We start from the raw sequence: 13,061 nt of genomic DNA on the forward strand, positions 1-13,061 counted from the left end.
AGCCGTTCCCCATTTCGAGGCGAGAGTAAGAAGGAAATTTTGCCGCCACAAGGAAAATGTGCACTGCAGGATCGGCTTACTGGAAATCGAAGGCGCTTAATCCCGTCACCATCTCGTCAAGCCCCAGCGGGCGCGTCAACGGGGGTTCCGCGCGGGCCAAGCAGCCCCGTCGTTCGCAGAGGCGACAGGCCGTGCCGGCGAGCACCCGCGCGGCTGCGCTTTCAACGGCAGGGCCATAGACAGTCTCGTCGGCGAGCGCCAGTTCGCATCCGATGAGCAAGGCAGTCCGCCTTATCCGTTCTCCGAAAGCCGCCTGAGGTCCGTCGATGGTACGGGAAACCGTCAGGTAGGCGGCACCATCGGGCATTTCAGCCGCTTCGGCCAATATCTGGCCAGGCTGGGCGAAGGCTGAGTGGATGCCGAGCTTCGGACAGAGCCCGCCGAACGCCGCCCTTGGATAGCCTTGGGCTCCCGCACGCCGGATGACATTGCCCGCATGATCCAGTTCGAGCAGGAAGAACGGCAGCCCCGCCGCCCCGGGTCTGGAAAGCGTGGTGATCCGATTGGCCGCCTGCTCGAACGAGACATCGAAGCGGGACCTTAGAAGGTCGATGTCATAGCGGGCCTTCTGCGCAGCCGACAGGAAGGCGCCGTATGGCATCATCAGCGCATGGGCGGCATAGCGCGCCAATTCGAACCTTCCGATGCGGCGTGCCTCGCTGCTGGTGAAGGAGAGGTCTTCCAGTTCCGCCAGGATCTCAGAGGACAGCGCCAGTTGCGCCGCCTCGGCGGCCAGTTCTCGCGTCCTATCGAAGGGAGACAGCCTCTCGGACAAAAAGAGCCGCATCGAGTGGCGATCGTATCGGCGGCGCAGATTTGGCATTGCGTGTATGGGCAGGGTGCGCGCGGCAATACCATGCTCGGCCTTCAGCCAGGCCCTCAAGGCTCCCGGCAGGTCCTCCCCTGGACCCAGGCGTTGCACGAAGTCTTCGGCTGCATCCTCGATCCGGCCGAAGAAGTTCGGGCGCCGCTCCAGTCTGTCCCGGACTTCGTCGATTGGCAGATGGGTTGCAGAAACCGAAGTCTCATGCCCCTCTTTCGCCAGAATGTCGGTGAGATCCGTCAGGCGGGCCGCCTGTTCCCGATATGCCCGGTAAAGCTTCACCATTCCAAGCGCGGCATTGGGAGCAGCCTCCGCGACTTCGAGGATTTCCTGATCACCCGGAATTTCGCCCGACAAGAGAGGATCGGCAAAGACTTCGCGCAGCTGGGTTGCGGCGCCGTTACCCTCTCCCTGCAGCAGGTCGAGATCGACCTTGTAGACCGAGGCCAGCTTGATGAGCAGTTGTACCGTGAGCGGGCGCTGGTTCCGCTCGATCAGGTTCAGATAGGACGGCGATATCCCAAGCGCCTCCGCCATTGCCGTCTGCGTCAGGCCGAGCCCGAGACGAACACGTCGTACGCGAGGCCCGGCGAAAATCTTGCGTTCAGCCATTTGTCACCTTTTTTACACGCCCGAACCAGACAGCTTCTTTGACTATTTTTACATCTTCACAACTGCACTTGTCAAACAAGCGACATCATAACCCTTTTGATGTCTCTGTTTTTGCATATTTTCTGGCAGTTCAACGTTTGCATCTGTAAATCCCGTCACAGACGCAGGCAGCTTCGGTTGCTGATGCGGAAGCCACGAATGAAGATGGAGCCTTGCAGATGACCGACTTTTACAACCTCATTCCGAACGCCCCGAAAGACCGTTATGACGGCATCGAGCGCCCCTACACGGCGGAGGACGTCAAGCGTCTGCGCGGCTCAGTCGAAATCAGGTACACGCTGGCGGAGATGGGCGCCAATCGCCTGTGGAAGCTGATCAACGAAGAGCCCTTCATCAACGCTCTCGGCGCGCTCTCCGGCAACCAGGCCATGCAGATGGTCCGCGCCGGCCTGAAGGCCATCTACCTCTCCGGCTGGCAGGTCGCTGCCGACGCCAACACCGCGTCCGCCATGTATCCCGACCAGTCGCTCTATCCGGCCAATGCAGCTCCGGAGCTCGCAAAGCGGATCAACCGCACACTTCAGCGCGCCGACCAGATCGAGACGGCCGAAGGCAAGGGGCTTTCCGTCGAGACCTGGTTCGCGCCGATCGTCGCCGACGCGGAAGCCGGCTTCGGCGGACCGCTGAATGCCTTCGAGATCATGAAGGCCTTCATTGAAGCCGGCGCCGCAGGCGTTCACTTCGAGGACCAGCTCGCCTCTGAGAAGAAGTGCGGCCATCTCGGCGGCAAGGTTCTGATCCCGACGGCGGCCCATATCCGCAACCTGAACGCCGCCCGCCTCGCCGCGGACGTCATGGGCGTCCCGACGCTGATCGTCGCCCGTACCGATGCCGAGGCCGCCAAGCTCCTGACGTCGGACATCGACGAGCGCGACCAGCCTTTCGTCGACTACGACGCCGGCCGCACGGCCGAAGGCTTCTACCAGGTCAAGAATGGCATCGAGCCCTGCATCGCCCGTGCGATCGCCTATGCTCCGCACTGCGACATGATCTGGATGGAAACCGGCAAGCCGGACCTGGAACAGGCCCGCAAGTTCGCGGAAGCCGTCCACAAGGCACACCCGGGCAAGAAGCTCGCCTATAACTGCTCGCCGTCGTTCAACTGGAAGAAGAACCTGGACGACGCGACGATCGCCAAGTTCCAGAAGGAGCTGGGTGCGATGGGCTACAAGTTCCAGTTCATCACGCTTGCGGGCTTCCACCAGCTGAACTTCGGCATGTTCGAACTGGCCCGCGGCTACAAGGATCGCCAGATGGCCGCCTATTCGGAGCTGCAGGAGGCGGAATTCGCCGCCGAGGCCAACGGCTACACGGCGACCAAGCACCAGCGTGAAGTCGGCACCGGCTACTTCGACGCTGTCTCCATGGCGATCACCGGTGGCAAGTCCTCGACCACAGCCATGAAGGAATCGACCGAGACCGAGCAGTTCAGGCCGGCCGCTGAATAATATCCCGGACTACAACCGTTCGCCATACCTCTTCCCGTCCGCGGGAAGAGGAGACCGACCAGCACCCGGATCAGCAACTTCAAGAACCCCCGTATAAGAGGAGAAATGCAATGACCCCACAGACCCGCGTCAAGGAACGTGCCGAAGAACAGGCATCCGCCATGACAACCGATCAGCAGGCCATGATCCGCATGGTCGCCAACGACCTGCACCGTCTCAACCAGTCGGTCATGAAAGCCGTCGACGCTGGTGTATCGGTCGAACTCGTCCGCTCCGCCCGCCATCATGGCGGCGACGGAAACTGGGGCGATCTCCTCATTCCGGTTGTTGTCACCCAGGCTCACTGAGCAGGCCATGATAGGCAGAGGGCGTCACGCATGCCGCGGCGCCCTCTGCGCATTCAGCGCGTCGAGGCGGGGCGACGGCCGGCAAAGAGGTCGGCATAGCTGCGAACAAGCTCCGTGATCCGATCCACGACCGTCCGGATCTCCCGTCTGTGACGGTCGTCATTGTTCATCACGATCCACTGGGTGTGACGCAGGGCGGTTATCTCCTCCCCTACCCGTTCCAGCCGAAGGTCATAGTCCCCCACGAAGCATGGCAGCACGGCAATACCCGCGCCTGCGATCACCAGGTCACGGAGCGACCTCGGCCGATTTACCGTCACTGTAATCGCGCCCGCCTGATGCTCGTGCGGATAACGGAGATAAGCGGAAATCGCCTCTTCCTCCGAAACGGCAAGCCAGCGCCCCCGACGTGAGGTATCAGCCTCGCGGGAGCGGTAAGCGGCGTAAGCCACCTCGCCCAAACGGCGCGCGGCAAGATTCCCCTCCTCCGGCTCAAACGCCCGGATGCCGATATCGCTCTCGCGGTGCGCGAGGCTCGCCCTTCGCTCCGCGATGAACATGTCGATGCGGAGGTTCTCTTCGGCCGTCTGAAGGCGTGTGTGATGCCTTGCCAACCACCAGGCAAGCCAGGTGCCGCAGGCGATCCTCACCAGCGGCGAAGCGCTTTCCTGTTGCCACGCATCTATCCGTCGTGCCGCACCTTCCATCTCCTGCACCTGCTCGAAAAGCACCGCGCCCTCAGGCGTCAGCTGATAGCCGGTCCGGCTGCGGAGAAAGAGCGGGCGCCCCACGCCGCCTTCCAGCTCGAGCATGCGACGTCCGATGGTAGCAGGGCTCAAGCCGGTGACACCGGCGGCGCCAGACAGGCCGCCATGGCGGGCGACCTTGAGGAAAAGTTCGTATGTGTCCCAACCAATGTTTTTCATCTGTGAAAAACATAGCGCGTTTCCGGCTGTTTCAGAAGGCGGCGGACCGGTCTATTCCAGGCGACGGCTTTTCATCTTCGGAGGTAGACAATGTACGAAGTCGTCGCTGCGATCGTGGCATCATCCCGAGCATGGGAGAACAGGGGAAGGACCGAACGGGAAATGGAAGATCGATATTATCAGCGGTTCGCCACGCCGATACTGCGTGCTCCTGCAGCCGTCTGCCGGATTGCGGGCAGGCTCTTGAGCCTCAGGCCGTCGGCCAAGGACGACTCGCGACGATCAGAAAATTGCCGGCAGCGCCAGGAAGGCAGCGGTCGCGCCAGCGCACAGCAACAGGAGGCGCAGACGAAAGAGCCGGTCGGCATCCTCAGCCTTGGCAATGGCGACAGCACGGGCACGGCGAACTTTCTGCATGATCTGAACCCCAAGAGCGTTGTCGGTCGCGGTCTGCCGCGACAGGCCGGATGCCACATCCTGACAGCAGGAATTTGCCGGCATCAAGGCAGGATGATCAAAGCACCTTAACAAGGCTTGAATCAGCGATGCCTACAATGCGTCCCCACAAACATGGCCCGAGGCCCAGGCCCACTGGAAATTATACCCCCCAAGCCAGCCCGTCACATCGACGCACTCGCCGATGAAGTGGAGGCCGGGAACCTTCCTGGCGGCAAGCGTGCGCGACTCTAGTTCCTTTGTATCGACACCGCCAAGGGTTACCTCCGCCGTGCGATAGCCTTCGGATCCCGCCGGCCGAACACGCCATTCCTGGGCGGAGGCAGCGACCGCCTGCAGCACCCTGTCCGGGCAATCGGCCAGCTGGACATGGGCCGCGACGCCCGACCTTTCCAGGAGGTACTGCGCGAGGCGCCTGGGCAGAAGCTCGGACAGCACGGTCAGAGGCGCCTGGCGGCCATTCTCCCTCCGCGCCAACCTCAGCATCTGGAAGAGGTCATGCCCCGGCTCGATCTTCAGCAGGATATCGTCGCCTTCGCGCCAGTAGGACGATATCTGCAGGATAGCAGGCCCGCTCATACCCCTGTGGGTAAAGAGGAGTGCTTCGCGAAAGGCCGTCTTTCCGTGACGCACCTCCGCGGCGACGGAAATTCCCGACAGCGGCGCCAGACGCTCGAGCAATGGCGGATCGAGCGTCAACGGCACCAGCCCCGGTCGGGTCTCGATCAGGTTCAGCCCGAACTGCTCGGCGATCCGATAGGCAAGGCCGGTGGCTCCCATCTTCGGGATCGACTTGCCACCCGTGGCGACCACCAAGGCTAGGGACTCGACTGGTCCGGTCGACGTTCCGATGCGAAATCCGGCACCGGTGTGCTCGACCGACGAAATCTCCTGCCGGAGCTCCATCTCGACATCCGCGGCGCGCATCTCTGCCGTCAGCATTCCGATGATCTCTTTGGCGCTGCCGTTACAGAACAACTGCCCGAGCGTCTTCTCGTGCCAGGCTATGCCATGCTTGTCCACAAGAGCAATGAAGTCACGCGGCGTGTAGCGCGCAAGGGCGGACTTGGCGAAGTGGGCGTTGGCGGAGATGTAGTTTGCCGGCGAAGTCCCCGTGTTGGTGAAGTTGCATCTTCCGCCGCCGGAAATGCGGATCTTTTCCCCCGGCGCCTTCGCATGATCGACGAGCAGGACCCTCCTGCCGCGCCGCCCGGCACGAATGGCGCACATCATCCCCGCGGCTCCGGCTCCAAGAATGACGGCATCGAATTTGCGGACCAAGTGCGGCTCCCTTCAGCAGGTTTCCCTGTTTGCGATCAGTCAGGCAAAGTCAATGCCGCCCCCTCGCCAATTGCCAATCTCTGGTTATGATGGCGCTCCGATCAACGCAAACCGGTGCTTCATGACGCGCAAGAAACCGTCGCCTGCCTCCCCATCCGCAGGGCCTGTGCTGAAATCAACCGGCGGACAGCCTGCGCCACCAGCCCTGACCTCTCTGCGCGGCGTACACGACTGGAAGGAAGCCATCGCCTGGCTGAGGGCGCGCGGTATCGAGGATGTCGAGTGCATCACACCGGACCTTGCAGGCGTCCCGCGCGGCAAGATGATGCCGTCGTCGAAGTTTACCTCCAACACGTCGCTGGCCTTGCCTTCCGCTCTCTACCGACACACGATCTCCGGCGAATATCCGGACGAGACGGCCAGCTTTCGCTATGAGCCACGCGACAGCGACCTGAAGCTGGTTCCGGACCTTTCGACTCTCTCCGTCGTGCCCTGGGAAACGGATCCGACGGCCCAGGTCATCTGCGATGTGGTCGGCATCGGCGGCGACAACGTCCCCTACACGCCCCGCGCCGTCTTGAAGAACATCGTCGACCTTTATCATGAGCGCGGGTGGAAGCCGGTGGTCGCGCCGGAAATCGAGTTCTACCTCGTCGCCAAGAACGATGACCCGGACTATCCCCTGCATCCGCCGAAGGGACGCTCGGGCCGCGCCATTCTCGGCGGCCAGGGGTATTCGATCGCCGGCATCAACGAGTTCGATGAACTGATCGACGACATCTATCATTTTTCCGAAAAGCAGGGCCTGGAGATCGACACGCTCATTCACGAGGAAGGGCCTGCCCAGCTCGAGATCAATCTGCGGCACGGCGACCCGATAGAATTGGCCGACCAGGTCTTCCTCTTCAAGCGCACGATCCGCGAAGCGGCGCTGAAGCACGGCATCTACGCGACGTTCATGGCGAAGCCGATGCAGGGTCAGGCGGGATCCGCGATGCACATCCACCAGTCGGTGGTCGACATCGAAACGGGACGGAACGTCTTTTCCAACGAGGACGGCTCGCCCTCTAGCGAGTTCTTCCACTTCATCGGCGGCATGCAGACCTATGTCCCCAAGGCGCTCGTGATGATGGCGCCCTATGTCAACTCCTACCGCCGCCTGACGCCGGACATGGCAGCGCCGGTGAACAATGCCTGGGGATATGACAATCGCACCACGGCCTTCCGCGTACCGGTCTCCGATGCGGGCGCGCGGCGCGTGGAGAACCGCCTGCCGAGCTCCGACGCCAACCCTTACCTGGCGCTGGCAGCCTCCCTCGCCTGCGGGCTGCTCGGTATTATGAACAAGGTCGAGCCGGGGCCCCCGACGGAGCACAGTGCCAATGAAGGTTCGATTGAATTGCCGCGGGGCCTCCTGGAGGCCGTCTCGGCGCTTGAGGCGGAGCCGGCACTTGCGGAGGTGCTCGGCCCGGAGTTCATCGGCCTCTATGCCGGTGTCAAGCGCGGCGAGTTCGAGACCTTCATGCAGGTCATCAGCCCGTGGGAGCGGGAGTTCCTGCTCCTCAACGTCTGAGTGGCCTCATGAGCGAATGGCAAAGCCCGATCGCGCCCGGCATCTCATGGTATCAGGCCACGGTCGGTGAGCGACTGACTTATCCCGCCCTGGATGGCTCCACGACGGCCGACGTGGCGATCGTCGGCGGCGGCTTCACCGGGCTGCAGGCCGCTTTCAATCTTGCCCAGCGAGGCCTGTCGGTTGTCCTCTTGGAAGGCGCCCGCCTGGGTGACGGCGCATCGGGTCGCAATGGCGGCCAGATGGGAACCGGGCAGCGCGCCTGGCCGGAGGAACTGGAGCAGAAGATAGGTTTCGAGCGCTCGAAAGCGCTGTTTGACATGGCGGAGCAGGCGAAGCGCTACCTGCTGGACTTTGCGTCCGAGCACCAGATCGACATGGACTACACGCCCGGCCAGATGAATGTGGCGCACAAGCCGGGCTACGAGAGGGACTACCGCGCCAATGCCGAGATCGCGGCAGAGCGCTATGGCTATCCGCATCTCAGCTTCATGGACCGGGAAGAAACGGCAGAGCGGACAGGCTCGCGACACTATTACTGCGGCGTCCGCGACACCGGCACCGGGCACATCCACCCGCTCAAGCTGCTGGTCGGCCTGGCGCGCGCCGCTCAGAGCGCCGGTGCCCAGATCCACGAGATGACGAGGGTCACCGCGATCCGGCGGGGAGATGGAAAGACGCTGCTCGATACGGCGCGGGGTACGGTCTCGGCAGACCGGGTCCTAATCGCCACCAACGGCTATATCGACAAGCTTGAGCCGGTCACGGCCGGTCACATCATGCCGATCGGATCCTTCATTGCGGCAACGGAGCCGCTGGACGATTACCCGAGCGTGCTGCCGGGCGGAGAGGCCGTAGCGGACTCCCGCTTCGTCGTCCGCTATTTCCGCAAATCGCGTGACAATCGTCTGCTGTTCGGCGGCCGCGAAGTCTACTCTTCCAGCAGCCCGGAAGACACCGCAAACTTCATCCGCCGGCAGATCATCGAGACCTATCCGTCCTTGAAAGATATCCGCATCACCCATGCCTGGGGCGGCTATGTGGGGATCACCATGCCGCGGCAGCCGTTTGTCCGCGAAGTCATGCCGGGGGTCACCTCGATCGGCGGCTATTCCGGCCATGGCGTCATGTTGTCGAATTTTTGCGGCAAGCTCTATGCCGACCGCCTGACCGGTACGGCGAATGCGCTGGGTGATTTAGAGGCGCTCGATGTGCCGAGTTTCCCGGGCGGTGCCCATCTGCGCAAGCCGCTGCTGTTCCTCGCCCTTACTTGGTATGCGCTGCGCGACCGGGTGTAGCAGCGCCTCAAAAAATGCGCCTGGGGACTGGAATTTTTAAATCGATTAGATTAGGAACGTCCAAGTTCGAAAAGACGAGAGACGAGCCTTATGAGCAGCCAGATCATCCCGGTCGATCCCTTTGACTGCGTCGTGTTTGGCGGATCGGGCGACCTTGCGGAACGAAAGCTGTTGCCGGCGCTCTATCATCGACAGGTCGAAGGACAGTTCCTAGAGCCGACCCGCATTATCGGTGCGTCCCGCAGCCCGCTGTCCGACGAAGAGTATCGGACCTTTGCGCGTGACGCGCTCCGCGAGCATCTCAAACCGGGAGAATACAACGACGCCGAGGTCGAGCGCTTCTGCAAGCGGCTGTTCTACATCCCTGTTGACGCGAAATCGGATCAGGGCTGGGACAAGCTCAAGAAGCTTCTGGACGGCGGCAAGGATTGCGTCCGCGTCTTCTATCTTGCCGTTGCTCCGTCGATCTTCGGCGCGATCTCGGAAAAGATCCGCGACCACAAGCTGATCACCAAGCAAACAAGGATCGTCGTGGAGAAGCCGATCGGCCGCGACCTCGCGTCGGCACTGGAGCTCAATGACACCATCGGCCGGGTATTCCAGGAAGAGCAGATCTTCCGCATCGATCACTACCTCGGCAAGGAGACGGTGCAGAACCTGATGGCGCTGCGCTTCGCCAATGCCCTCTACGAGCCGCTCTGGAACGCGCAGCACATCGACCACGTGCAAATCACGGTTGCCGAGGCCGTCGGACTGGAAGGCCGCGCCGGCTATTACGACACGGCTGGCGCACTGCGCGACATGGTGCAGAATCACATCCTGCAACTGCTCTGCCTTGTTGCCATGGAAGTGCCCTCTTCGCTGAGCGCCGAAGCCGTCCGCGACGAGAAGCTCAAGGTCTTGCGGGCACTTAAGCCCATCACCGAGGGCAATGTCGAGCACATGACTGTGCGGGGCCAGTACAGAGCCGGAGCATCTGCTGGAGGGCCGGTAAAAGGTTACCTGGACGAGCTGGAAGGCGGCGTCTCCAACACCGAGACCTTCGTTGCAATCAAGGCCGAGATCGGCAATTGGCGGTGGGCCGGAGTGCCCTTCTACATCCGCACGGGGAAGCGGCTGGCGACACGGGTGTCGGAGATCGTCATCACCTTCAAGCCGATCCCCCACAACATCTTCGACCAGGCAGCGGGGCGCATCTCCGCCAACCAGCTAATCATTCGCCTGCAGCCAGACGAGGGCGTCAAGCAGTCGCTGATGATCAAGGACCCTGGTCCCGGCGGCATGCGCCTTCGCGGCGTCTCGCTCGACATGAGCTTTGCCGAAGCCTTCGCCGTCCGCAATCCGGATGCCTACGAACGCCTGCTGATGGATACGATCCGCTCGAACCAGACGCTGTTCATGCGTCGCGACGAGGTCGAGGCGGCCTGGCAGTGGGTAGATCCGATCCTGAAGGGCTGGGAATCCACCGGCCAGGCAGTCCAGGGCTACACCGCAGGAACCTGGGGTCCAAGCCAGGCAATCGCGCTGATCGAGCGCGACGGCCGCACATGGCACGAGGGTTGAGTGATGGAACCAAACCTGCACGAATTCTCAGACGGTACGGTTCTGGCGGAAAAGCTTGCCGATCAGGTCGCCCATCGCCTCGCCGCGGCGGTGGAAGCGCGTGGCGAAGCAAGTCTCGCCGTGTCGGGTGGCTCCACGCCGAAGAGGTTCTTCCAGGCACTCGCCAACAGGGACATCGACTGGGCGAAGGTCACGGTCACGCTGGTCGACGAACGTTTCGTTCCTGCCGATCATCCGCGGTCCAACCACCTGCTGGTGCGGGAGAACCTCTTGCAGGGCAAGGCGGCAGCGGCACACTTCATCCCACTCTACCATGATCGCCCGAGCGTCGAGGAGGCTGCCCAGGCGGCAACAGCGGCGGCAAAGGCAATCAGCCCACCTTTCGATGTCGTCATCCTCGGCATGGGTGGAGATGGCCATACTGCCTCCTTCTTCCCGCACGGCAGCACCTTGAACGAGGCGCTCGACGCGGCCGGGCCTCGCTCTGTCCTGCCCATGGAGGCCGACGGCGCCGAGGAGCCTCGCCTGACCTTCTCCTTTTCCAGCCTCACGGATGCCGGAATGCTTGTGCTCCATATCGAGGGGCAGTCGAAGAAGGACGTGCTGGCCAAAGCGCAGGAAGGTACCAACGAGACGGAGATGCCGATCCGCGCGGTTCTTCATCGAGCCTCGTCGCCGGTGGACATCTACTGGGCGCCCTGACGCCCGGCCCGAAGCATCACCCGGAGCAATCCGGCGGCATCTGCCGCTCCCAGCCGGCTTGCTCCCGAACCAAAGGACATGGCCATGGCTGCTCACTCGCAGATCGAAGCAATTACAGCCCGCATCGTCGAACGTTCAAAGCCCCGCCGCGAACGCTATCTCAACCAGGTTAACTCAGCTGTTTCGCGGGGTCCCCATCGGGCAGTCCTTTCCTGCGGCAACCTCGCCCACGGCTTTGCCGCCTGTTCCCCCGCCGACAAGGCGGACCTTGCGGCAGACGTGGTCCCCAACCTCGGCATCATCACCGCCTATAACGACATGCTGTCGGCGCATCAGCCTTACGAGACCTTCCCGGCCATCATCCGCGAAGCGGCCCGCGAGGTCGGTGGCGTGGCACAGGTCGCTGGCGGGGTGCCGGCGATGTGCGACGGTGTCACCCAGGGCCAGCCAGGAATGGAGCTTTCGCTTTTCTCGCGCGATGCGATCGCCATGGCTGCAGGCATCGGCCTCTCCCACAACATGTTCGACGCGGCCGTCTTCCTCGGCATCTGTGACAAGATCGTCCCCGGCCTGGTAATCGCTGCGCTGACCTTTGGTCACCTGCCGGCCGTGTTCATCCCAGCAGGTCCCATGACGTCGGGGCTGCCCAATGACGAGAAGTCTAGGATCCGCCAGCTCTACGCGGAAGGAAAGGTCGGGCGGGCAGAACTGTTGGACGCAGAGTCCAAATCCTATCACGGCCCCGGCACCTGCACCTTCTACGGCACTGCCAATTCGAACCAGATGCTGATGGAGATCATGGGCTTCCACATGCCAGGCGCCTCCTTCATCAATCCGGGCACGCCGTTGCGGGACGCCCTGACCAAGGAAGCCGCCAAGCGTGCGCTCGCGATCACGGCGATCGGCAACGAGTTCACACCGGCTGGCGAGATGATCGACGAGCGCTCCATCGTCAACGGCGTGGTCGGCCTGCACGCGACCGGCGGCTCCACCAACCACACGCTTCATCTCGTTGCCATGGCGCGCGCTGCCGGTATCCACCTGACATGGCAGGACATCTCCGAGCTGTCCGACATCGTGCCGCTGCTGGCCCGCGTCTACCCGAACGGACTTGCCGACGTGAACCATTTCCACGCCGCCGGCGGCATGGGGTTCCTGATCAAGCAGTTGCTGAAGGCGGGGCTTGTCCACGACGATGTCCGCACCGTCTTCGGTCACGGGCTTGAGGCCTATACGATCGAGGCGAAGCTCGACGCGGCAGGCAGCATCGTCCGGCAGCCGGCGCCGGAGGAAAGCGGGGACGCCAAGGTTCTTGCGAAAGCGGAGGCGCCGTTCCAACCGAACGGCGGGCTCAAGATGCTGACAGGCAATCTCGGCAAGGCCGTCATCAAGATCTCCGCCGTCAAGCCGGAGCGGCATGTGATCGAGGCGCCGGCGATCGTCTTCCATGACCAGCAGGAACTGCAGGATGCCTTCAAGCGAGGCGACCTCAACCGCGACTTCATCGCGGTCATGCGCTTCCAAGGGCCGAAATCGAACGGCATGCCGGAACTGCACCGCCTGACACCGCCGCTTGGGGTTCTCCAGGACAGGGGCTATAAGGTTGCGCTGGTGACCGACGGGCGCATGTCAGGTGCCTCCGGCAAGGTTCCTGCCGCGATCCACGTGACGCCTGAAGCCTCCGACGCTGGCCCGATCGCACGGATCAAGGACGGCGACTTGATCCGCCTCGACGCAAGCAGGGGAACCTTGGAAGTGCTCGTCGACGCAGCTGAGTTCTCCGCGCGGGCTCCTGCGAGCGCCAATCTGGAGCAGAACGAATTCGGCATGGGCCGCGAGCTCTTTGCAATCTTCCGGCAGAATGCCGGAACGGCAGACAACGGCGCGAGCGTCTTCGCCTGACCGTTCGGCT

General features: G+C 62.8%; 11 protein-coding genes. 7 read left to right on the top strand and 4 right to left on the bottom strand.

The features are described from left to right. Positions 1-76: 76 nt before the first annotated feature. The gene (locus ACEPP2_RS01595) at positions 77-1,495 is read right to left on the bottom strand and encodes a helix-turn-helix domain-containing protein (RefSeq protein WP_395515594.1); all 1,419 of its coding nucleotides are present in this window, start codon (positions 1,493-1,495) and stop codon (positions 77-79) included. A gap of 218 nt (positions 1,496-1,713) precedes the next feature. Here ACEPP2_RS01595 and aceA point away from each other — a divergent pair, with 218 nt between their 5' ends. After that, positions 1,714-3,003 (top strand): isocitrate lyase, encoded by a 1,290-nt coding sequence (gene aceA, locus ACEPP2_RS01600; protein ID WP_395515595.1) that lies wholly within the window; start codon positions 1,714-1,716, stop codon positions 3,001-3,003. Positions 3,004-3,113: 110 nt separating this feature from the next. Beyond that, positions 3,114-3,350: an SMc00767 family acetate metabolism repressor gene (locus tag ACEPP2_RS01605; RefSeq protein ID WP_052637005.1), complete on the top strand. Its 237-nt coding sequence runs from the start codon at positions 3,114-3,116 to the stop codon at positions 3,348-3,350. A 53-nt stretch (positions 3,351-3,403) separates the two neighbouring features. On the opposite strand, the gene ACEPP2_RS01610 is transcribed toward ACEPP2_RS01605, so the two are convergent. From ACEPP2_RS01610 to ACEPP2_RS01620, 3 genes are all read right to left on the bottom strand, one after another. Next, positions 3,404-4,276 carry a LysR family transcriptional regulator gene (locus tag ACEPP2_RS01610; protein WP_395515596.1) on the bottom strand — a complete coding sequence of 291 codons (873 nt, stop codon included), beginning with the start codon at positions 4,274-4,276 and terminating at the stop codon, positions 3,404-3,406. Between the two features lie 282 nt (positions 4,277-4,558). Then, positions 4,559-4,693, bottom strand: a complete 135-nt coding sequence (locus tag ACEPP2_RS01615; protein WP_395515597.1) for a hypothetical protein — start codon at positions 4,691-4,693, stop codon at positions 4,559-4,561. A 132-nt stretch (positions 4,694-4,825) separates the two neighbouring features. Continuing rightward, positions 4,826-6,013, bottom strand: coding sequence for a BaiN/RdsA family NAD(P)/FAD-dependent oxidoreductase (locus ACEPP2_RS01620; RefSeq protein WP_395515598.1), 1,188 nt, complete (start codon positions 6,011-6,013; stop codon positions 4,826-4,828). Positions 6,014-6,134: 121 nt separating this feature from the next. Here ACEPP2_RS01620 and ACEPP2_RS01625 point away from each other — a divergent pair, with 121 nt between their 5' ends. From ACEPP2_RS01625 to edd, 5 genes are all read left to right on the top strand, one after another. Next, on the top strand, positions 6,135-7,586 hold the full coding sequence (locus ACEPP2_RS01625; protein ID WP_281978667.1) for a glutamine synthetase family protein: 1,452 nt from the start codon (positions 6,135-6,137) through the stop codon (positions 7,584-7,586). 8 nt (positions 7,587-7,594) lie between these two features. Next, positions 7,595-8,884 (top strand): NAD(P)/FAD-dependent oxidoreductase, encoded by a 1,290-nt coding sequence (locus ACEPP2_RS01630; protein WP_077549101.1) that lies wholly within the window; start codon positions 7,595-7,597, stop codon positions 8,882-8,884. A gap of 90 nt (positions 8,885-8,974) precedes the next feature. Continuing rightward, positions 8,975-10,447: a glucose-6-phosphate dehydrogenase gene (gene zwf / locus ACEPP2_RS01635; protein WP_052637000.1), complete on the top strand. Its 1,473-nt coding sequence runs from the start codon at positions 8,975-8,977 to the stop codon at positions 10,445-10,447. A 3-nt stretch (positions 10,448-10,450) separates the two neighbouring features. Further along, positions 10,451-11,149 carry a 6-phosphogluconolactonase gene (gene pgl / locus ACEPP2_RS01640; protein WP_077549099.1) on the top strand — a complete coding sequence of 233 codons (699 nt, stop codon included), beginning with the start codon at positions 10,451-10,453 and terminating at the stop codon, positions 11,147-11,149. A gap of 84 nt (positions 11,150-11,233) precedes the next feature. Then, positions 11,234-13,051, top strand: a complete 1,818-nt coding sequence (edd, locus tag ACEPP2_RS01645) for a phosphogluconate dehydratase (RefSeq protein WP_077549189.1) — start codon at positions 11,234-11,236, stop codon at positions 13,049-13,051. The last annotated feature ends 10 nt before the right edge of the window (positions 13,052-13,061 follow it).

The organism is Pseudorhizobium flavum (genome assembly GCF_044142885.1).
GTDB classification, from domain to species: domain Bacteria; phylum Pseudomonadota; class Alphaproteobacteria; order Rhizobiales; family Rhizobiaceae; genus Neorhizobium; species Neorhizobium flavum.